Annotated in this window: 9 protein-coding genes; 8 read left to right on the forward strand and 1 reads right to left on the reverse strand. The window is 56.7% G+C overall.

What is annotated here, in order from left to right:
• The first annotated feature begins 207 nt into the window (after positions 1-207).
• The 5 genes from ACYVI1_RS02685 (at position 208) to ACYVI1_RS02705 (ending at position 7,678) form a co-directional block, all read left to right on the forward strand.
• Positions 208-1,389: a sensor histidine kinase gene (locus tag ACYVI1_RS02685; RefSeq protein ID WP_460906418.1), complete on the forward strand. Its 1,182-nt coding sequence runs from the start codon at positions 208-210 to the stop codon at positions 1,387-1,389.
• Positions 1,352-2,128, forward strand: a complete 777-nt coding sequence (locus ACYVI1_RS02690; protein WP_460906420.1) for a LytR/AlgR family response regulator transcription factor — start codon at positions 1,352-1,354, stop codon at positions 2,126-2,128. Before ACYVI1_RS02685 ends, ACYVI1_RS02690 begins: the two co-directional genes overlap by 38 nt.
• Before the next feature lie 135 nt (positions 2,129-2,263).
• Positions 2,264-2,410 carry a hypothetical protein gene (locus ACYVI1_RS02695; protein ID WP_460906422.1) on the forward strand — a complete coding sequence of 49 codons (147 nt, stop codon included), beginning with the start codon at positions 2,264-2,266 and terminating at the stop codon, positions 2,408-2,410.
• Between the two features lie 58 nt (positions 2,411-2,468).
• Positions 2,469-5,513 carry a lantibiotic dehydratase gene (locus ACYVI1_RS02700; RefSeq protein ID WP_460906424.1) on the forward strand — a complete coding sequence of 1,015 codons (3,045 nt, stop codon included), beginning with the start codon at positions 2,469-2,471 and terminating at the stop codon, positions 5,511-5,513.
• Positions 5,514-5,611: 98 nt separating this feature from the next.
• Complete coding sequence (locus ACYVI1_RS02705; RefSeq protein WP_460906426.1) at positions 5,612-7,678, forward strand: ATP-binding protein; 2,067 nt, start codon at positions 5,612-5,614, stop codon at positions 7,676-7,678.
• Positions 7,679-7,709: 31 nt separating this feature from the next.
• Here the strand turns inward: ACYVI1_RS02705 and ACYVI1_RS02710 are convergent, their stop codons facing one another.
• Complete coding sequence (locus tag ACYVI1_RS02710; protein ID WP_460906428.1) at positions 7,710-8,423, reverse strand: LytR/AlgR family response regulator transcription factor; 714 nt, start codon at positions 8,421-8,423, stop codon at positions 7,710-7,712.
• Between the two features lie 1,697 nt (positions 8,424-10,120).
• Between ACYVI1_RS02710 and ACYVI1_RS02715 the strand changes: the two genes are divergently transcribed.
• From ACYVI1_RS02715 to ACYVI1_RS02725, 3 genes are all read left to right on the forward strand, one after another.
• Complete coding sequence (locus tag ACYVI1_RS02715; protein ID WP_460906430.1) at positions 10,121-21,379, forward strand: SdrD B-like domain-containing protein; 11,259 nt, start codon at positions 10,121-10,123, stop codon at positions 21,377-21,379.
• 168 nt (positions 21,380-21,547) lie between these two features.
• Positions 21,548-21,973 carry a hypothetical protein gene (locus ACYVI1_RS02720; RefSeq protein WP_460906432.1) on the forward strand — a complete coding sequence of 142 codons (426 nt, stop codon included), beginning with the start codon at positions 21,548-21,550 and terminating at the stop codon, positions 21,971-21,973.
• A 2-nt stretch (positions 21,974-21,975) separates the two neighbouring features.
• Entirely contained in the window at positions 21,976-22,929 is a 954-nt protein-coding gene (locus ACYVI1_RS02725; protein ID WP_460906434.1) for a hypothetical protein, read from the forward strand.
• Positions 22,930-23,574 lie beyond the last annotated feature (645 nt).

Consider the following 23,574-nt stretch of genomic DNA (forward strand, 5'->3'; position numbering starts at 1 on the left):
TCCTCGTAATAAAATTCCGATTAGTCGATTCTGAAGCCCTGTTCGTCTATTTTTATTGCCTTGCCAGCAACAAACAACTAATTTATCGGAATTGATGGATAGCCGGAAACACGCCTTTTCTAGTAAGGGCTACCCTCCCCTCTACTTTTAGTGCGCTTTCGTACAGAGTAAACAAACCGTACCTATCTGATAAACAAGGCGCCGGAAATGAAAGGGGAAGCCACAAACCAGGAACAATTCTTTTTACGGATACTGATTAGCCCCGAATTTCCGTACCGACTGGTTCGCTATAGCCTGCTTTGGGTGACTGCCTTACTCCTCATTTACCGGGGATTTCACTTTTTAGCCACCACCATTCCAGCGCCGTCGGAACAGGTCATCCTCCGGTATTCGCTCCTGTCAACCGGTCTGTTTGGCGGGCTTACCATCGGCGCTTATGCCCTGATTGTCGGCCTTACGCACCGCTATATTCTCGACCGATTTCAGCTCGGCTGGTTTTTACTGAGTATTTTCGGGGTTCACTTAGTTGCCTCCGAGTTAGTATTTGCCCATTTCAACCTGTTCTATACCCTTTTCTCCCTAAACCACCTGCCTCGCTTTTATACTACGAACCGGGAGCATATCCTGAACCTGACGGTATGGCAGCCTCCGTTTGATAGTACGGTGGTATGGCTCTTTTCGTTTTCCCTGTTCTACAATTATCTCCTGTATGCCGTTAGTCTGAAGGTTTTTAAAGATTTGTTTGGGCTTCGGCTACAGAAAACAGAACTGGAGAAAGAAAACCTGCGGTTAGAGTTCGACTTCCTGAAAGCGCAGATAAATCCTCATTTTCTGTTCAACACGCTGAATAATCTGTATTCGTTTTCGATTCGGTCGCCCGAAAAAGTGGCAGACCCCCTGCTGAAACTGGCAGATTTGATGCGGTATACGCTCTATGAAACGGGTACCGAGAAAGTATTACTAACGAATGAACTGGCCTTTTTGACCAGCTACATCGAGTTAGAGCGTATCCGTCATGACAAGGGTGTAGGGATTCGGTTTACCGTTACCGGCCAGCCCACCGGTCAACTGATTCCCCCCCTTTTGTTGATCGTCTTTGTTGAAAATGCGTTTAAGCATGGCATTCAGGCCACTGCCCGGACCTCCTGGGTCGATATTGAGTTGCTGATTCATCCGGCCTCCCTCATCTTACAGGTTGCCAATAGCGTACCGGCACGTTCATCGACCACCCCGGCGGGCATTGGCTTAAACAATGTACAGAAACGGTTAGCCTATTTATACCCCCATCACCACACCCTGACGATTCACCCCACACCGCAGCAATTCAATATTATCCTTACCCTTGATTTAGATGAAAAAATCCTATCGGGTCGTCGTCCTGGACGATGAACCACCCGCTCGTGAGTTGACCGAGTTATTTGTGAACCGGATGCCGGACCTGACCTGCGTGGCTACCTGCTCCAACGCCATGCAGGGGCTGGAGGCCATCCAGCAACTGAAACCAGACCTGTTGTTCCTGGACATCGAAATGCCGGAAATGACCGGCCTGGAGTTGATTAGCTTACCCATAACCCCCAGGCCTGAGATTATTTTAACAACAGCCTACCCCCAGTATGCCCTTTCCAGCTACGAATTTTCGGTGCTGGATTACTTAGTAAAGCCGATTTCCTTCGAGCGATTTGTCAAAGCGATTGTCAAATTTCGGGAGAAACGTCAGGGGAATGCGCCGGTGTCGACAGCCGGCGACTCCACTGACCCGATGCTGGCAGTTTCCCCACCCGACGACTTACCTGCCCCGCCCGTAACGGATACGGCATCGGTCTGGCTGCGCGAAGAAAAACATCTGCTACAGATTCCCTACGACGATATTCTGTATGTTGAGGGGTTGAAAGATTATGTGAAGGTCTTTCTTCGGGATCAGATGATTATGTCGCACATGAGCATTGGCAAAGCCGAAAAGCTGTTTACCCCTCCTCAGTTTGTTCGGGTTCACCGGTCGTATATCGTTCCTCTATCGGCCATTCGACGTATCAACGGCAATACGATTACCCTCACCAATGGCACCCAATTACTGATAGGCCCGAATTACCGGCAACAACTCAGTAAATATATAGCCGCGCTGGGGTAAGATCCATTATCTTAAAGGCATGCTTTTATTAGTTAAGTATTCATGACGAGAAATATAATGAATTTATTGGTTACTTTAAATGCCCTTGTCCGTCTATAAGGCACTAACCCATAAATGTTCTTTTTTTCTACCGTCATGACACGCAAAACCAAATCCCTGTCTTACCAGAAAGTGCGTTTAAGCACCTATCTGTCCGCCAACTCCACGGTCAACAATGGCAAAATCAACCAGAATCTGACCACCGACCTCTGCACGAGTACCATGCTCGGCAAACCCTGGTAACGTTCGATCACCTGTTTTTCCTGTCGAACAGGAACCACTTTTTGGTACTGGAACCGGGATGGAGGGGACTGATTTTTACTACCTGCGAACCCCGCTGATTGGCCTGCCCCAGCTTCTGACCTGGCTGGAGCAGGCCAATCTGTCGGCCTGTATTCAGCAATCCAGGGTAGCCGAAGCCATCTTTTTAGCGTCGCCCGCCCTATCTGAACAACTGCGCCACGACCCGGCGTTAGCGAATCCAAAAGTACGGCAGACCGCCTTGAAATACCTTCTCCGCATGGGGAGTCGGTCCACGCCGTTCGGACTGTTTGCGGGATGCAGTCTGGGGCAACTGGCCCCTACCTCTGACCTCGATCTGTTGGAGCGGCAGGTAATCTGCCATCACTGGCTCGACACGGCGGTTCTGGAGACGTTAGTCAACTACCTGAATCAACACCCGGCCATTCGCCCGTTTCTCCATTACCGGCCCAACACAAGCCTGTACCCGGCAGGCAACCAGTTGCGCTACGTAGAAGCCAGTCAGGACCCTTCCCAACCCCGATTTTTTACCAGCCAGATTCCCGCTCAGCCTGCTCTTCGTCGGGTACTTCGCCAGGCGAGTTCCGGCGCAACCACCAACGAATTAAGCCAATACTTAACCCGGCAAGGGTATCCTGGCCACGAAGCCCGTTCGCTAATCGAACAGTTAATCGCCGATCAGGTGCTGGTTAGTGAACTGGCCATCAATGTCACCGGAGAGGATTGCCTCACCCGATTAGCCGATTGGCTTCATCGCATCCCCGCTGCCGGGCGCATCGGCTTAGCCATAAACCGGCTTCGCTCCCTGCTGGCGGCAACCGACTCGACGCAGGTTAAGCATCGGGAAATCCAAACGCTTTTCGACCAGCAGTTCGGGCTGACGTTGCCTGACTCGCCCATTCTACAGGGAGATACGCTTTTTTCGGGTCATCGGAACCAGTTGAGCGCTACAAGACTGGCCGAACTACAGCGCACGCTGGAAAAACTGATGCTATCGGGGGCGTTACAGTCCGGTTCACCAGCGCTGATTCGCTTTAAACAACAGTTTTATGCCCGGTATGAGGAGCGTGAAATACCGCTTGCACTGGCCTTAGATGCCGATGTCGGCATTGGGTATGGTGGTCAGCCCTTACCGGGCGATGGCGCGTTTATTCATGACCTGATTTCCTCGACTCGCTCTACCGACCCGGCCGAAGAGACCGCGCCGGAAAACGCCCGGACAGAGAAATGGATTAACCGGTTATACACGGCCTGGCTGGATAATCCGACACTGACGTTGTCGCTCACGGATGCGGACCTGGCCGCTTTCGGTCAGCCTGCCCATCGGCTGCCTGCCAGTTATTATGCCTTCGGTTATTTTCTGGCCACTTCCGCCCAGGCGATTGACGCAGGTGACTATCGGTTTCGGTGTAAGGTCATCGCCGGCCCGTCGGCGTTTCCGTTGCTGGGGCGTTTTGGCCGGTCAGACCCGAAACTGGCTCAGAAATTACGGACTGCTTTCCAGCAGCTTCAGTTGGCCGACCCTGACCGGATTCATGCCGAAATCGTTCATTTGGCGCAGGCACCGATGGGCAATGTCGTGCAGCGCCCGCACCTGAGTGAGTATGAAATTCCGTATCTGGGCCACTCGTCCCTTCCCCAAAAGCAGCAGATACCCATAGATGACTTGTGGATTTCGGTACTAAAGGGCGAACGAATCGTGCTCCGTTCCCGTCGGCTGGGGAAAGAAGTCGTACCCCGCTCAACCACGGCTCATAATTACCAAACCGGGCTTCCAGTCTATCGGTTTTTGTGTGAGCTACAGCAACAGGAGGGTTGTGCCGTGCATTGGCACTGGGGTCGGCTCAGCACGTACCGGTACTTGCCCCGTGTGCAGTACCGGCATGTTATTCTTCAGGAAGCCCGCTGGCGATTAGACTGGACCGATTACGTACCCACTTTACCGGATGAGGAGAATGTGACCCGGTGGCGGCACCGCTGGCAGTGGCCTCGGCTGATTGCCTTAGTACAGGCTGACCAGGAACTGTTTCTGGACCTGGACAATGGCCCGTGCCAGCAATTAGTAGTGAGTACGCTGCGCCGGTTGGAAACGATTTTCCTGATTGAATGGCTCCAAACGCCCGACCAATGCTGCGTGGAGGGACCAGATGGCAAACTAACCCATGAAGTCGTCCTGCCGTTTGGTCAGCCGGAGCAAAAAAGCAGGTCGGTACTGGCACCCCGTGTCCATGATTTGGTCAGACGAACCTTTGCTCCCGGCTCGGAATGGTTGTATGTGAAGGTGTATAGCGGAGCACAAACGGCTTCGCAGGTGTTAACCCGGCTGGGAAAACTGGCCCGGTCGCTTATCCGGTCCCGGCGGGTAACCCACTGGTTTTTTATCCGCTATGCCGACCCTGACCCGCATTTGCGTATCCGGTTTCACCTCAGTCCGCAGGCCAGCAGCACCGATGTACTGGCGGCCTGCCAGCAACAGCTTCAACCCCTGATTGATTCGGGCGAGGTGTACCGGGTTCAGGCCGATACGTATGAGCGCGAACTGGAACGCTACGGCGAAACTCGGATGGTGGCTACCGAGTGGCTTTTCTGGGCAGACAGCGATGCGGTCCTGGCCTTATGCCAGCAGCACCCCGACGAGCGAACCCGACTGGCGATGGCCCTGCTGGGGATGGATGACTACCTGACGACGCTGGGTTTTACCCTGACTGATAAAGAAGCGCTCTGCCAGCAACGCTTCACGGCTCTGTTTGCCGGGCATGGCGCTACAGCCAGCACCCGTAAACTCCTGGCTAAGGAATACCGCCAAAACCAGGCCTTGCTGGATGAACTCCTCAACCAACCGGCATTACCGGCTCACTGGCAGACTTACCAGGCGATTTTTCGAAAACGGAACCGACGCATGGCTCCTTTCCTGAAATCGGCGCTTGCCCCTACCGAACGGCCACCCGACTACGTGGCCAGTCTGCTGCATGTCTTTCTGAACCGATTGTTCAGCCAGCACCCCCGCACCTATGAGCTACTGGTGTATCATCACCTGGCCCGCGCCTACCAAAGCCAGCGGGCCCTTGCCCGAAAAGCCTGCTGAATTCTGTTACACATTTTGGCGAAGTACTGACGGCAAACCTACTTTTTTTCAATAGCTTAGCTGTCAGATTAACACGCTATTGACCGGTTCATCTACCCATGAAGCAATTGCTACCTTTACGTTTGTACGTTCTCGCGGGCCTTTTGTTTATGCAGAGCAGTCTGGCCTTTAGTCAGACTATAGGGCAACTTAAGCAGCAGTTGCAAACCGCCCGGCACGATACAACCCGATTGCGGCTCTATTCAGAACTGATTAAACTTCATGCCGACCAGGACCAGAACGATTCTGCCTACGTGTATGTGCAAAAAATGCTTCCCCTGGCGACCCGGCTTAACCACACGTACTACCTGGGGCGGTATCACCATAGCCTGGGCCTGTATTACCGAAAAAAGGGGCTGTTGACTCAAAGTCTTGGGGAACTGCAACAGGCACTTAGCCTCTATCAGCGAGTGAACGATACAGTCCGCTATGGACGTGCCCTGTATGATTTAAGCAAGGTCTATACCGATAAAGGGGATACCCGCCAGGCCATCGCCCAGTCATTTAGCAACCTTCGCTATTATGAACATCACCGGGACTCAATGAATATACTCAATACGTATAGTTTATTGCAGGCTATCTATACCCGATCAAAAAATACAAAATTAAGGCAGTACTACACCAATCAGTTTATTCAACTGGCAGACAAACTCCCGGAGAGAAAGCTGTATAATAAATGCAGTGGATACGATATGCTGGCCGTACTCTACGAGGACCAGCAGCAGTATGACCGGGCCTGGCCCTATCGGAAGCAGATCGTGCGGATGGCACGCCAGCTAAACAACAGCAATCTTCTTGTTGAAATGTTAAGCTACGCAGCCGCTAATCTAAGGCAGCGAAACCAGGCTAAGGCGGCACTCCCGTATTTATACGAAGCCCTGAGCCTGAGTAATCGGTTCAGCGAAGATGCCATCATGAACCTGACCTGGAAGGAACTCTCCCAGGCGGAGCTGCAACTGGGGCATCCACAGCAGGCTTTGGCAGCCGCTCAACGCAGCCTGCAGTCCGTCCGCTCCAGTGGTGGCCGTGCCGTTGATGTTCCCAGCATCCTGCTGAATTTGTCGTTGGTTCAGGAAGGAACGGGGCACTACAGGGAAGCGCTGCTTAACTATAAAGAGTATCAACGGCTACGGGATAGTTTATACAATGCCGAGATTAGTTTGAAGGGAGCTCAGATTCAGGCGCAGTACAATCTGGAAAAAAAGGAAAGTACCATTCAATTGCTCCACAAAAATGCCCTGCTGCAGCAGCAACAATTTGTGGTCGTTAACCAGCAGCGACTGCTTTACGGACTGGGAGCAGGATTTTTATTACTGGTTGTAGCGGGTACGGCTTATTTCCTGCGACAGGCCCGCGTAACGCAGCAAAAACTGGTTCGCCAAAATCAGGAAATCGAGACGCAGTCGACCCGGTTAAAAGAAGCAAACGCCCTGAAAGACCGCCTTTTTTCCATTATTGGACACGACCTGCGCGGTCCGGTAGCGAGCCTGCAAACCAGTGTTAACCAGTTAAGGTCGAACGATAGCCAACCCATGAATCTGGACTTGCTCGACCAGGAGGTGAGCCGGTTAGCCTATACATTGGATAATCTGCTGTACTGGTCGCTTACGCAGCGGCAGGGCTTGCGGGTACATCGGCATCTGGTGGATTTGACCGACCTGGTTAAGGAAACGCTGGAAGGGTTTCAGGGGCTGATTCGGTTTAAAAACATAGCGGTCAGCGTTGAGGAGGGCCGGGCTTCGATACACCTGGATGAGAACCTGACAATGCTGGTGCTGCGAAATATGCTGCATAATGCCATCAAGTTTACCCCGGCGGGTGGCGCCATCCGGCTGTCCATCCGGCAGGAACCGACCCTGACCCATCTGCTCATCGCCGATACGGGTGTGGGCATGAACGTAGCCAGTCCGGCCCAGCCCAACCAACGGAACGGGCAGGGAACGGGCCTGGGCCTGGTACTTTCGCAGGAATTAATGAAACAGGTTGGGGGCGAATTGAGGCTCGACAGCCAGCCGGGTCAGGGAACGACCGTTAGGCTCAGTTGGCCGAGTGGTCAGCACCAGCCCGGATCCTCGCCCGATGAGCCGGTACCAATCAGCGAAACCAACGCGACTACAGACGTATAGCCTTTCTCATTAAGCCCGGAGGCACTACGGGCTATTCACTTTCGCCGGGCCTGGTCAGCAGGGCCAGAAACCCCTGAAACCGATCCCGGTAAATAGCCCCTATGGGTATCTGCATACCACTAATCATCACAAAACGGTGGCTATAACTCGTTAGTTTATCAACATTGATAATGTATGATTTATGGACACGGATAAACCACTGCCTGGGTAAACTGGCCTGTAAATTAGAGATTGTTTCATTCACCACTTCCACCTTGCCGTTCGTATGTATTTTACAATAACTGCCTAAGGCTTCTACATAATGAATGCTATTATAGGAAAACCGCTGGACGTTTCGACCCGTTTTGAGGAAAATGCCTTCCTGCTCGGCAAAGTGGCTGAGCGAGAACTGAACATTCAGCGCCCGGTTAATGGATCGCATGAAGCGCTGAATGGAGAAGGGCTTGAGTAAATAATCGGCGATATTCAGGTCATAACACTCAACGGCAAACTCATCATAGGCTGTGGTAACAACAACAGGCATCGGGCTGGGAAACGAACGGAGTAGTTCAAGCCCCGACTGGTCAGGTAGTTTCATGTCCAGCAGGATTAGGTCATACGACCGCTGGTTAAGTTGCAGAATAGCCTCGCCTACGGTTGAGCATACCTGGGGAGGCATAAAGAAAGGTAAGCGGGTCAAATAATTTTTTAGTGTATCAATGGCCTGTGGAGAATCCTCGACAATTAAACAGTAATAATTTTTCATAAAATCTATTTGGTCAAGAGGTATAGCGCACATTGCCAGTGGGTTAGGATGACAGTATGCGAGTTGCTATAGTTTGTTTATACGGGTAAACTAAAACAAATCCACCAAAAATTGTGCAAATCATTTGGCTTACAAGCAGGTAAGCATTGCTACTTATACCAGTAACAGGCAGTTTGATTACTCAGATAGGTTAGTTGGACCTACCAAACAGTTCGTTCGTCAAATAATAAGAAAAATAAGATTTACTGGAATTTAGCTGTTTGGCAGGCCGCTCGTGAAGCTGTTCAAACTTCCTGGTTGAGACAGGGCTTTCTTATAAAATTGAAGCGGTTTGAGAGGCTGTCTGAAATTAGATTTCTGTTGGGGCGGTCTTATCCCCAACCGACTTGTCGGTGGTAAGACCGCCCCTGAAGGGCAGGGCTGTTACGTGCTGGTCTGACCACCCCTAAACCCCCTTCAGGGGCGGTCCGATTTGTCAACGTTGAACTTAATTCTGCTTAGTTACTTGGTTACTGATGTTACGCCCGGTCTATTGCTACGCCCCTACGGGGCTGAGGCCGATGGGGTACGACAGGCTACCAAACCAGACGCCCCTACAGGGCTGAACCAGCACTATTCCTCAGCCCCGTAGGGGCGTCTGGTTTGGTAGCCTGTCGTACCCCATCGGCCTCAGCCCCGTAGGGGCGTTAGCTTTGGTAGCCTGTCAACTCTATTCTGCAAGGATGTCATGCGGCATCGGCCCGCAACGGCGGACCGTGCCCGACTACGGCATTTTTATAAAAAAGCCCTGCCAGTTGAGATGATGTCAGGAGGTGGCGCGTCATGCCGACCCGACGGAGCTAAGCGAGGCCCGTCTATTATTTATATACTTTACCTTTGTCTTTGTAACTATCTGGTTAATCTACTTGAGCCCCGGCTTAGTCTATTTTATTTGTTCTCACCAAACGCAGGGTTTTAGTTTGTAATTGTTTATTCTCAGCGACAGCAAGTTCGTTTATAAAACCATAACCTGACAAACGTATCCTCTGTGTAAAAAAAATCAGGCAGTAATCTGATTTTATCCCCTGGGCGGACTAAACCGAAACCCACTAACAAAATGTGTGCGAGTTGATACACCTCACAGGCAAAAGGCCCGTGTGTTCGACCTGCCCATTCGTCTTTGTGTGACCTAAATGCTTCGGTTCGACCCCAGGAGGGCGCGGTTCGTCCAGTTTTTTTTCAGGCAGTTTCATGCCCGTTTATGGCCTTTTCTGTCGAAGAGGGCCATTAGGGGCGTTTGTGGGTACTTTAGCTTTGTTGAGCCTGTCAACGATAGGTTTCGTCAGTTATCCGCTGGCCCCTGCTCCAATTGGCCAACATCTTGCCTACTGCTTTCTGCACAGTTTCAGGGAAGGCAGCCTATTTCCTGTGTATCGGGTGATGGGCTGCCTTCTTTCTATTTAAAATACTCCACGTGACCATTACCCCTTGTTGCAACAGCGGTCAACCACCCCGGTATTACCCCCGGTGGCGGTATTACCCCCCGTCCCCCTGAAGGGGGTGAGGACTCCGAGTACCTCCGGCGGTTTTGGCCGGGTCCTCACCCCCTTCAGGGGGACGGGGGGTAATACCACGGAGCAAAGCCCGGAACGCCGGATAAAGGCAAAACACAACATAACGAACCAACACAGTACACAGGCTATAAACCAATGCATACCATGAATCCACTTGTACCTATTCACGTCAGTAATGGCCTGTTGGCGCAGCGGAGACTGACTGACCAGTCTCCGGTCCCGTCGGTAGTAACCCCCGGTGCGGCTTTGCCCCCGGTTGCGGCTCTACCCCCCGGCGCGGAGTTACCTCCGGTTGCGGTAATACCCCCGGTTGCGGTAGTACCCCCCGTCCCCCTAAAGGGGGTGAGGACTCCGAGTACCTCCGGCGGTTTTGGCCGGGTCCTCACCCCCTTTAGGGGGACGGGGGGTAACTCCGGCTGGGCAAAGCCCCTGCTGGCCTTTCTGCTGCTCACCGGCCTCGCCCTGCTCAGCCAGCAAGCCTACGCGCAGTGCACCCTGACAGGCGTCGGCACCGCTCCCATCTGTTCGGGGGCGGCCGGGCAATATGCGCTGACCGGAAGCGTCTTTCTGTCCAACGTAACCGCAGCCCAGACCCTGACCATTACCGTTGGTGCTGTTTCGACCACCACCAGCGTTGGTATAGGAACTACGTCCCGAGCCTATACCGTGCCGGGTCTCTCGGGCACGGGCAGCCAAACCGTCACCGTCACCTCGCCCACCTGTGGGGTTGTCTCGGCCACCTTCACGGCCCCGGCTTCCTGTCCCGCCTGCTCGATAGCCCTCAGCCCCTTCTCAGTCAACACAAACTGTAATCCGGCCAATAACACCTACACCGTTACCGGCGCTATAAACCTGGTTAGTTCACCGGCCCAGAGCCTGACCATTACCGATAGCGGGGGAACCTCAACAACCGTAGGGGCTGGTGTGGGGACAACGTCCGTCAATTTTACCCTGAATGGACTAAGCCCGGCATCGGGCACCCATACCATTACTGTCACCTCGCCCACCTGCGGCTCGTTTACCACCACCTACACCGCCCCAACGGGACCCTGTACCTGCTCGATGACGCTCAACAAGGTAACCGTTTCGGGCTGCTACTCGGTGAGCGGGGTAAGTCTCGCCACCGTCAGCGTGGAAGTGGGCTATACCAATCCCCCCCGCAACACCATCGACTCCTTAGTGGTGACCTTAGGGGGGCAGACCCGCCGGGTCCGCATCAACACCTACAGTATTCAATATCCCCAGCCTGGTGGCGGTTTCAACAGCGGCAACCAGGTGATTGTCTCGCCCCAGGTGGTGGCCTTTGAGGTACCGGCCAACAGCGCGTCGGGACCCATTACGGCCCGGTTCAACAACCTGACCGCCTGCCAGGCCACCGGCACCTACACCGCCCCAGGACCCTGCCCCCCCTTAGTCTGCTCCGGCACGGCCCTCGGCGGCATCATTTACAATGACTACAACAACGACGGTACCCGGCAGGCGGGCGAAACCAACGGCGTGGCGGCCATTACGGTCAGGGCCATTGCCACCAACGGCACGGCCTATACCACCACCACCGATGCCAATGGCCTCTACGCGCTGACCATTCCGGCGGCTAACTACCCCGTGCGGGTCGAGTTTGGCAACATTCCCTCCGCCTTCAACGAGGGCTTTGCCGGACCCAATTCGGGCACCCGCGTGCAGTTCATCGGCGCGCCCTCCTGCACCGTCGATTTGGGTCTGAGCAACCCCGCCAGTTTCTGCCAGAGTGCCCCACCCCTGTTTATTCCCTGCTACGTGTCGGGCGACCCATTAGTGGCGGGCGATGCCAGCACGGCGGATGCCTTCGTCAGTTTCCCTTACGGTGTTTCGGGTACGCAGGTGGGTGAACAGGCGTTAGCCACGACCGCGCAGATTGGCACGGCCTGGGGCGTGGCCTGGAACAAAAACACCAAACGGGTGTTCACCTCGGCCACCCTCAAGCGCCATGCCGGGCTGGGACCCGCCGGGCTGGGCGGTATTTACGTGGTTAATTACACAAACCCGGCCTCGCCCGTGACCTCCACCTTCTTGAGCGTCACGAGCTTAGGCATCAACGTAGGCTCGGTACCGACCAACACGGCCAGGGGCTTAACGGGGGACAAAAACACCCCAAGTGCCGATTCATTGGCCTTTGCCCTGACTGGCAAGGTGGGCATCGGCGATTTGGACATCTCGGAGGACAACAGCACGCTCTACTTCACCAACCTCTTCGACCAGAAGCTCTACGCCATCGACATTACCCAGTATAACCTGACCGGCGCCCTGCCCACGGCGGCCAACGTCACCTCGTTTGCTATTCCGGCCAGTTGCACCGGGGGCAACTACCGGCCCTGGGCCATCAAGCCCTACAACGGCAAGGTGTATGTGGGGGGCGTGTGCGACGCGCTGTCCTCGCAGAACAAATCGAACCTGAGGGCCTCGGTCTTTGAACTGAACGGAGCCACTTTTACCAATATCTTCGACTTCCCACTGACTTACCCCAAAGGGTATGGAGGTAACGCTAACCGGAGTGCCACGGGCTGGTATCCGTGGACGGACAACTTCGACCAGCTCAGGACGATCACGGGGGCATCGAGTCAGGACATTATCTATCCGCAGCCGATTTTTGCCGACATCGAATTCGACATCGACGGCTCAATGGTGCTGGGCTTTGGCGACCGCACCGGCTTTCAGGGGGGAGAAGCCAATCTGCGTCCCGACCCAACCAACGATACCCGACGCTTCACAGTCAACCCCCAGGCGGGCGACATTCTGCGGGCCTATGCCGCCAACGGGGCCTTTGTGCTGGAAAACAACGCCAAGGCCGGACCGGCCGTTGGCGCGGGTGTCAACAACAACCAGGGACCCGGCTTCGGCGAGTTTTATGCCGATAACAACGGCACGAGTTCTTATGCCCATACTGAACTCGCCTTAGGTGGACTGGCTCTGCGGCCCGGCTCTGGCGAAGTTGTTGCCGCTGTCATCGACCCCATCGACAACCAATCGTTTGCCGGGGGTGTTCGCAACTTTAACAACACCACGGGCCTGTCGACGGTCCAGTACACTGTGTATATAGGCGTTTTGAATAACACTGGCCAGTTTTCAAAGGCAACGGGCCTGGGTGATATTGAATTAGGCTGTGATGCCATTACCCGAATCGAGATTGGCAACCGCGTCTGGCTCGATACCGACCAGGACGGCACCCAGGACCCCAACGAAAGTCCTTTAGCCGGGGTCAATGTTTCGCTCTACAAAGCGGGCGTCCTCATTGCCACCACCACCACCAATGCCCAGGGCAACTACTACTTCTCGGCCAAGAGTCTGTTAGCCAGCGGCACCTGGAGCGGCACGGGGGCCGATACCACCCTGCTGCCCAACACCGCCTATCAGGTCGCTTTCGGCACCGGCGGGCAGTTTGCGGCCAGCCAGCTTACGGTAGGCGGGGCGAAGTACCAGCTTACCACGGCCAACAACACCACCGCTGTAAACGCTAATGACCAGAACGATTCCGACCCCTCGGTGGGTACGGTAGCGGGCGTTACGGCCCCCATCGTCAGCTTAACAACGGGCAACTTCGGCGCATCGGACCACAGTTTCGATGCGGGCTTCTTCTGTCTGCCCTTCGCCAGCACCCTGACCTCGGCCAGCATTTGCATTGGCCAGTCGCTCACGCTCACAGCCACGGGCGGAACGAGCTACACCTTCTCCAACGGCACCACCAACACAACGGGTTTGCTGGTAGTCAGCCCAACCAGCACGACGGCCTACCAGGTCACGGTGGCGGTCGGCAACTGTACCAGCACCACCACCGCCACCGTCACGGTTAATCCGTTGCCTACTCCTGTGCTGCCCTCGGTCAGCATCTGCGTGGGCCAGACGGCAACCCTAACGGCCACGGGTGGCACGAGTTATACGTTCAGCACGGGCTTAGTCAACACGACCGGCCAGCTAACGGTTAGCCCCACAACGACCACGCCCTACTCCGTGACGGTAGCCAACGCCAGCGGCTGTATCAGCACCACCAGCGGGACAGTAACGGTCAATCCGCTCCCCACCGCAACGCTGACCCCGGCCAGTATCTGCGCGGGCCAAACGGCGACCTTAACCGCCACAGGCGGCACGAGCTACACCTTCAGCACGGGCCTTGTCAACACAAGCGGTTTGCTCACGGTTAGCCCCACATTGACCACGACCTATTCGGTCACGGTGGCCAGTTCCACCGGTTGCCTCAGCACGACCACCGCTGCCGTAACGGTCAATCCCGCCCCCACCGCCCTGCTCACATCGGCCAGCATTTGCGCCGGTCAGTCGGTAACCTTAACGGCTACGGGTGGCACGAGTTATACCTTCTCGACGGGTGCCACCAACCTGACGGGCATCCTGATCGTCAATCCAGCCACGACCACGCCCTATTCGGTCACGGTGGCTAACGCCAGCGGTTGTGTCAGCACCACAACGGCCACGGTGACGGTCAACCCACTGCCCACGGCGGGCCTGACCTCGGTCAGTATCTGCGCGGGCCAAACCGCAAGCCTGACCGCGACGGGCGGCACGAGTTATACCTTCAGCACGGGCCTTGTCAACACGACGGGTATTCTGACGGTTAGCCCGGCCAGCACCACGCCCTATTCGGTGACGGTGGCCAACGCCAGCGGCTGTATCAGCACCACCAGCGGGACAGTAACGGTCAATCCGGCCCCCACGGCCGGGCTATCCTCGGTCAGCATCTGCGCGGGTCAAACGGCGACCTTAACGGCGACGGGTGGAACGAGCTATACCTTCTCGACGGGCCTCATCAACACAACCGGCATCCTGACGGTGAGTCCGGCCAGCACCACGCCCTATTCGGTGACGGTAGGGAATGCTACCGGCTGTATCAGCACGACCACCGCCACCGTTACGGTCAATCCGCTGCCTACTGCCATGCTCACGCCGGCCAGCATTTGTCCCGGTCAAATGGCGACGCTGACCGCCACGGGGGGCACGAGCTACACCTTTAGCACGGGCTTAGTCAACACGAGCGGCCTGCTGACGGTCAGCCCGACGACGACCACGCCCTACTCGGTAACAGTGGCTAACGCCAGTGGCTGTGTCAGTACGACAACGGCGACGGTAACGGTTAACCCCCTGCCCATCCCTGCGCTAACCTCAGCCAGCATCTGCGTAGGCCAGACGGCCACCTTAACGGCCACGGGCGGCACCAGCTACACCTTCTCGACGGGCCTCATCAACACGACGGGCATCCTGACGGTTAGCCCCACCATGACCACGCCCTACTCCGTGACGGTAGCCAACGCCAGCGGCTGTATCAGCACCACCAGCGGGACAGTAACGGTCAATCCGCTCCCCACCGCAACGCTGACCCCGGCCAGTATCTGCGCGGGCCAAACGGCGACCTTAACCGCCACAGGCGGCACGAGCTACACCTTCAGCACGGGCCTTGTCAACACAAGCGGTTTGCTCACGGTTAGCCCCACATTGACCACGACCTATTCGGTCACGGTGGCCAGTTCCACCGGTTGCCTCAGCACGACCACCGCTGCCGTAACGGTCAATCCCGCTCCCACCGCCGGGCTGACATCGGCCAGCATCTGCGTAGGCCAGACGGTGAGCCTGACCGCGTCGGGGGGCACGAGCTACACCTTTAGCACGGGCTTAGTCAACACGAGCGGCCTGCTGACGGTTAGCCCAACCACGACCACCCCCTATTCGGTGACGGTGGGCAACGCCAGCGGCTGTGTCAGTACGACCACCGCCACGGTGACCATCAATCCCAGCCCGGTGGCGTCGGTAACGGCAACGAGCCTAACTCTTTGCGCGGGTCAGAGCACCACCCTGACCGCGTCGGGCGGTACGGCCTACCTGTGGAGCACGGGGGCCAGCACGCCGTCCATCACGGTCAACCCCACCACCACGACAACGTACTCGGTGACGGTGACCAATGCCAGCGGCTGCGCCAGCACGACCTCCGTCACGGTGACGGTCAATGGCCAGCCCCAGATTGTCAGTATCAGTCAGAGTGCCCTCTGCGTAGGCAACATCGCCAGCCTGACCATCAACGCGACCAATGGCGGCAGTGGCACCTTAGAATACAGTATCAATGGCGGTGCCTTCACCACCGGCAGCAGCTTCACGGTCAATGCGCCCGTCAGCACGACGGTCACGGTTGTGGCCCGCACGCAGGGCAGCATCTGCACCGATTCGGATGTGGTGGTCGTCAACTGTGCCTGTCAGACACCGGCCAGCCTGACGCTGTTGCCAGCCACGCTCCAGACCTGCGGCAGAACGCCGGTGAGCCTGACGGTCAACGTATCCGGGGCCGCTTCGGCCAGCCTGACCACCAGCGGCACGGGCACCTTCAGCCCGGCGGTCATTAGTGGCAGCCAGACGGTCACCTATCAGCCCTCAGCCGCCGATACCCAGGCGGGCAGTGTTACCCTGACACTGACCAGCGCCGACCCCGATGGGCCGGGTAGCTGCGTAGCGGTTCAGACGAGTCGCGAACTGATTCTTAGCCCCGTGCCGAGTGTGAGCATTTCCGCGCCGTCCACGACAATTTGCGCCGGGCAGTCGGTGGTCCTCACGGCCACAGGCGCCAGTACCTATGTATGGAGCACGGGCGAAACGACCCAGAGCATTTCGGTGTCGGTAGCCGGTACGTATTCGGTAACGGGCACCTCCCTCCAGAGCTGCACGGCCACCGCATCGGCTACGGTCACGGTGAACCCTGCCCCCACGGCGGGCTTAACCTCGGTCAGCATCTGCGCGGGGCAGCTCGCTACCCTGACCGCTACGGGTGGCACGAGTTATAGCTTCTCGACGGGCGACGTGAACACGACGGGCATTCTGACAATTAGCCCCACGACGACCACGCCCTACTCAGTCACGGTAGGCAACGCCAGCGGTTGCCGCAGCACCACCACCGCAACCGTGACGGTCAACCCCGTTCCCACCGCAACCCTGACCTCAGTCAGTATCTGCGCGGGCCAAACGGCAACGCTGACAGCGACCGGTGGCACCAGCTACACCTTCTCAACGGGCGACGTGAACACGACGGGTATCCTGACGGTTAGCCCGGCCAGCACCACGCCTTACTCGGTAACGGTGGGTAATGCCAGCGGTTGCCGCAGTACGACCACGGCGACCGTGACAGTCAACCCGCTGCCCACCGCAACCCTGACCCCGGCCAGTATCTGCGCGGGTCAGATGGCCACGCTGACCGCCACGGGGGGCACGAGTTATACGTTCTCAACGGGCGACGTCAACCTGACGGGCCTGCTCACGGTCAGCCCGACCACGACGACACCCTATTCGGTGACGGTGGGCAATGCCAGCGGCTGCCGCAGCACCACAACGGCGACGGTCACGGTCACTCCTGTGCCCACCCTGGGCGTAACAGGCGTAGCCTGTGCGGGCCTCACGACCTTCAACGTCACCTTTACGGCCACCGTCGGCGCGACTATCGGCGTCAACCTGGGCAGCTTAACAGGCAATACCGTCACGGGCGTTCCGTCGGGCCAGCCCCTGTTCATTACTGCGACGCTAAACAGTTGCTCGGCGGTCGTTGGCCCCATCAGTCAGAACTGCCAAAGCAATGCGGCCAGTCTGGGCGACTTTGTCTTTGTCGACCAGAACCGGGATGGCATTCAGCAACCCGGCGAGACCCCCATTCCGGGCGTCGTGGTGGTGTTGCTCGATGGCACCAACACGCCGATACGCTCCACGACCACCAACGCTTCGGGATTGTACTCCTTCACGGGTCTGACCCCCGGTGTGCCGTATTCGGTGAGTTTTGTGGCCCCAACGGGCTACACCAGCACCTCGGCTCAACAGGGTGGCGATGACACCAAAGATTCGGACGCCAACCCCGTGACGGGACAGACCCGCAGCGTCACGCTGGCACCGGGCGAGAACAACCCCAACTTAGATGCGGGCTTCTACATACCCACGGCCGGTCTGGGTGACTTTGTCTTCGTGGATACCAACAAGAACGGCGTCCAGGACGGGGGCGACACACCCATCGCCGGAGTGACTGTTACGCTCTACATCAACGGCACGGCCACCACAACGACGACCACCGATGCAACGGGTTTCTACAGTTTCACGGGTCTTACCCCTGGCAACAGCACGAGTTACTCGGTGGGCTTCACGGCTCCGGCAGGCTTCACGGCTACACTACAGAATGCGGGCGGGGATGATACCAAAGACTCGGATGCGGACGTGATTACGGGTCGTACCCAGTCGGTCACCCTGGCGCCGGGCGAGTTCAATCCCACCTTAGATGCGGGCTACTATTTAATTCCGGCCTCATTGGGCGACTACGTCTTCCGCGACAATAACCAGGATGGCATTCAGAACGGGGGCGACACACCCATCGCCGGAGTGACTGTTACGCTCTACATCAACGGTGTGGCTTCGCTGACGACGCTCACCAACGCATCGGGCCTGTACTCCTTCACGGGTCTGACGCCGGGCAACAGTCTGAGCTACTCGGTAGGCTTCGGCACACCGGCAGGTCTGACTCCGACGCTGGCGAACCAGGGCGGTAACGACGGGCTGGATTCGGATGCCGACCTCATCACAGGCCGCACCCAGAGTGTGACCTTAGCGCCGGGCGAGAACAACCCGACGCTGGACGCAGGCTTCTATCTGCCTGCTGTGCCCACGGCGGGCTTAGGCGACTACGTCTTCCGGGATACCAACCAGAACGGGATTCAGGACGGGGGCGACACACCCATTCCGGGCGTACTCGTCACGCTCTATACCAACGGGGTGGCTTCCCTAACGACGCTCACCGATGGTTCAGGGGCCTACAGCTTCACGGGCTTAACCCCCGGCAACAGTCTGAGCTACTCGGTAGGCTTCGGCACGCCTTCGGGCTTGAGTCCAACGACGGCCAATGTGGGGGCTAACGATGCCGCCGACAGTGACGCCGACGTGGTGACGGGCCGCACCCAGAGTGTGACCTTAGCCAACGGTGAATTCAACTCCACGCTGGATGCGGGCTTCTTTGCCCCCTGCTCGGTGCTGACCCCGGTGGTAACGGCCGGGCTTTGCCTGACGGCGACCAACACCTTCTCCTCAACGGTGGTGGTGACGGTCAACAACCCCGCCGGTGGGCAGACGCTGACCATTTCGGATGGAGCCAGTTCGCAGCCCTTCACCACCACAGCAGGCAGTAGCAACACCTTCACGATGGTCTTCAATGGCTTAGCCTCGGATGGGTCTACCCGCACCGTGACGGTGTCGCTACCGGGTTGCGGGTCGGCTACGGCTCAATACACCGCTCCGGCCAGTTGCTCGATTGCACCACCGGCCTGCTCGATTGCCAACCCCTCCGTCACGGTGGGACCGTGCTTAACCGCCACCAACACCTACTCGACTACGGCAGTGGTAACGCTGCTCAACACCTCGGCGGGCGTCCTGACGGTGAGCAACGGAGCCAGCAGCCTGACCACCACGGTGGCGGGTGGCCTGAGCAGCTTCACCTTCACAGCAGTCTTCAACGGACTGGTCTCAGATGGTCTGACCCGGACCGTAACGGCGAGTCTGCCGGGTTGCGGCACGGCTACGGCCATCTATACCGCGCCGGTTTCCTGCTCGATAGCGCCCACGGCAGGCCTGGGGGATTACGTCTTCCGGGATACCAACCAGAACGGTATTCAGGACGGGGGCGACACGCCGATTCCGGGCGTACTCGTCACGCTCTACACCAATGGCGTGGCCAGCCTGACGACGCTCACCAACGCATCGGGCCTGTACTCCTTCACGGGTCTGACGCCGGGCAACAGTCTGAGCTACTCGGTAGGCTTCGGCACACCGGCAGGTCTGACTCCGACGCTGGCGAACCAGGGCGGTAACGACGGGCTGGATTCGGATGCCGACCTCATCACAGGCCGCACCCAGAGTGTGACCTTAGCGCCGGGCGAGAACAACCCGACGCTGGACGCAGGCTTCATTGCCCCCGTTGCTCCGGTGTTTGACTTAGCCCTTCGCAAAACGCTGGCGGCTGGTCAGTCGACGACGCTCACAGCGGGGTCGAGTGTGACCTTCACCATCACCGTTTTCAACCAGGGCAACGTGACCGCTACGGCCATCAACCTGGTGGACCTGATTCCGGTAGGCCTGACGCTCAACGATCCCAACTGGACCGCCGTCACCAGCACGACAGCAACCCTTAACACGCCCATCGCCAGCCTGTCGGCGGGAGCCAGCACGACCCGCAACATCGTCTTTACGATCAATGCGGGCACGAGTGGCCCCATCGTCAACCGGGCGGAGATAGCCTCAGCTCAGGGGGGCACCGATATTGACTCCTCGCCCGACGCCAACCCAGGCAACGATGCGGGAGGCACACCCAATTCGGGCTCGGATGATACGGTCAATGGCAACGGCACGGGTAGCCCCGGCGGCATTGATCCCACTACCGATGAAGATGATTCGGACCCGGCCTTCGTGATGGTCCTGGCTGCGACGCCACCAACACTGACACTGGAGAAATTAGTGAATCTGTCGGTGGCTCAGGTGGGCAACGTGCTGACCTACAGCTTAGTGCTGACCAACACTGGTTCGGTTTCGGCTACGACCACCGTGCGTGACTCGCTGAGTGGCGGCTCGACCTACGTGCCTGCCTCAGCTTCGGCTCCGGCGGGAACTACCTTCACCCCCGGCACGCCGGAGAGTTTATGGACTGTACCCAGCATTGCAGCCGGACAGAGTCTGACGCTGACCTTCCAGGTGCGGGTCGACAGTACGGGCATTCTCTACAACACGGCCAGCATTCCCGGCGATACGGCCAAGGTTTGCACCTCAGTACCCATCAAACTCTGCCCCGGCGATGAGTACACCCTGACGGCCCCCGCCGGTCGGGCCAGTTATACCTGGTATCGGAATGGAGTGTTGATTGTGGGCGCCACAACCAACTCGCTGACGGTGACCCAGGGTGGCAGCTACAGCTTAAGCGTGAGTGGAGCAGGCAGTTCCTGTCCCGACTTCTCGTGCTGTCCGGTAATTGTGGAAGTGGATTCGCTACCGGTCTTTACGGCAGTGGCTATCCCGGCGACATGTTTGGGCAACGTGCCCCAGGCCAACGGACGGTTAGTGATCAGCGGCTTCAACGCGGCTTACACCTACCAGTATTCGGCGGGAGCAACCTTCAACCCAGCCGCATCGCTGTCGGGTCCTCCGCAGGTGATTCCGGCGGGCGGGGTTTTAGTGAGCAATCTGGTTAGTCCGGCCAGTGCGACGGCCTATACGGTACGGGTCTACAATTCGTCGGGTTGCTATACGGATATGACGGTGATGTTGATACCGACCGTATGCGGCTGCCCGGCTGACGTGTGCGTGCCGTATGTGATTCAGCAGACCAAACGACCCAGACGGATTGGAGACCCCATCCGCTAAAGTTGGTGGCTGACTCGTCGGTTTAGTAGCAAAATGACCAGAAATAAGTTCCCCCGACGCTGCTCAGGCAATCAGCGTCGGGGGTAAACCGGCCAGCGGGCGTATTGGGCTATCCGGACAGTGACCCCTGATCCTCACACCCCTAATCAAGCTCACGCCAACAGAACTATGGAAGAAATTATACAACTGTTAGATGCCTACTACTGCTTTCGGGATGCCGTTTTACGGTCGACACCGCCTAAACTGCCCAAATCAGTTTTCACTAAAATCACCGGCCTGGATGTCAATGCCAAATACCGTCGGCAGGCGAATCCAGGTTTATGGAAACCCGCTGAAATTCGTCTGTTAGCGGTTGAATTAGGCCTTAGTGATGCTACTTCCAATCGATTACAGGGGCTGGCTCCGTTGATTACCCTGCTGACGGAGTCGGAGAAGAAGTCCGTTTATAAAGCCTGTTCGCTGACCGACGAAAAATTGAGCGCACGCCTGGCCAATCCCGATAGTTGGCAACCTTATGAACTGGACAAGCTGAAGCGGTTGGTAGTCAATCGAGTCTATCGGGGTATTTATAAACACGTTAAACCGGCACACTGACAATGAAACTCTATGAAACAGGACCGGCTCGGGCTAATCATTGGGTAAAAGGAACGCCTTCTGCCCATGAGTTGAATACGTTAGTTTCGCTAACGGTACGGCTTGGCAAGGGTAGATACACACGAGCAATCCTAAAGAATGCGTTACGGGCCCAATCCGATCCGACATCAATTGATGATACCCGGCAGGCCGTATTTTATCACCAGCGGATGGAGGGCGTAAGCTATGCTGAGGTGAGTAAGGAATTTTGCCAGGCAGTAAGTTGTCCGGGCAAATCGATCGTGCGCTTACAGATAACGGTTTCGCCTGCCCTGCTGATACGGGAAGAGCATTGGTATCCCCTCATTCGCTACTGCCTGTTGTGCTGGGGCCAATCGGATTCGCCCGCAGTGGTGTTTGGCTCACCGGTATCGACTCACTATATGGATTTATTTATGGTTCGGGACAGCCCGCTGCCGTGGCAGGAACCAACCGAAGGGCAGCAATGGCTCATCAATCGAATGATGAGTATCTGCATTGGCCTGTGGCTCAATAAGCCTGACTACCTCACTCCTCCACTCATCTCCTGGCCTTCCCATACCAATTCGGGTTTACAGGATGAGCCGTACATCGCACGGGCTATCTACGAGTCCCTGTCCGTTCAGCGACTGGAGACCATCCATCAATTGACGGATTGGCTGCGAAAGCGGTACGGTTTGGAAACCCACTACCGGCACGTTGAAAATTACTTTTATGACCTGCGCTTTCGGTATGAATTATTACCCTGGATAGCGGCTGATGGCCTTAGTTTTGGGCCAGATGATACGCGAATCTGGCTGGATTTCAACAGATTGCTAAAAAACGCCCCCATAAGCCGTCGCATCTTAGGTGGTTTTTATGAGCGATCGGGCAACAACGACGAAAGCAAACCAGATTTGAGACGAATGGGCATAGGAACGGCATATTCACAGGCATAGTGGCGAATGGGGTTAGTCGGGCAGACGATGGTGTCCGGATGACAGTACCGTTGCCCGGCGCACGCTGACCAGGTACTGGAAAGAAACGTGGGCATTTTCCGGACGGACTTGTGCCGTCTGAACCGTTGTGAAGCCGCCCGTGCAGTATGAGTATGTATGGCTTCTTTCCGTTTTTACACCGTGAACCTGTCGCTCACCCGTGACAGGTTTTTTTATGGGGAGTAACATCCAGCTCACTAAATTCCTGTTACATACGGCTGGCTAAAAAAGATTAAGTATCTTGCACAAAAGGTGCATAAAACTGAAAAACGCCGGACTCATAGCTGGCCCGGCGTTTCTGCACTCGTTTCTTAACCTAAACAAAAACATCCCGGATCAAAAGTCTGGGTTGTTTTTTTACAACTTTTTGAGTGCCTCAGGCACTCAATGGATAAAGAGGTGAAATTGGACTGGATGTTGCACATGGGAATCAAATCTGGTATAAACGGGATAATAGGTAGGTAAATGGCCGGACGGTTCGGGCGTAGGTAGTGGTAAGATAGCCGCTGATGACTTATCTTAGCCCGATGATAAGCGAAGTTAAACAATACACCTGCTCCCGCTGTGGTAGTGTCAATTTACGCAAAAACGGGCACTCGGCCGAAG

The sequence above is a fragment of the Spirosoma areae genome, from assembly GCF_054781775.1.